Raw genomic sequence first — 368 nt, 5'->3', positions numbered from 1 at the left:
TTCTTCGTGAACCTCCATCGCGTTCTCGGCCTGGCCAAGACCGGTCGCAACAATCATCCGAACTGCGGCCATTTCATCAACCGGTATGTCTATGACTTCCTGTTCGGTGAGATTGGGCTCGAGGTGATCAGGGAGGCAAACCCGAAGATCCTCCGCGCCAACGATAATGGCGCAGCGGAGTATCAGCGGGCGTTCCGGCATCATCAGATGCTGAAGCCTGAGCACGACAAGGTGTTCAACCAGCATATCCGGACGCTGAATACCCTGCTCGGCATCGCCAACAGCATTGGTCATTTCGATGACATCTTCAATGCGACCTTCCCGAAATCCTGCACGCAGATCGGCTTTGCTTTCAATGAGCAACGGCT

Annotated in this window: 1 protein-coding gene; it reads left to right on the top strand. The window is 54.9% G+C overall.

Annotated elements, in window-relative coordinates:
• Window positions 1-368, top strand: a 368-nt coding sequence (locus WFJ47_RS16490) for a hypothetical protein (RefSeq protein ID WP_336764454.1), incomplete at both ends; no start/stop codon positions are given.

This window comes from Asaia sp. VD9 (assembly GCF_037150015.1).
Taxonomy (GTDB): Bacteria; Pseudomonadota; Alphaproteobacteria; order Acetobacterales; family Acetobacteraceae; genus Asaia.
The sequence above is the reverse complement of the archived record's forward strand: the minus strand, read 5'-3'. Positions and strand labels throughout refer to the sequence as shown.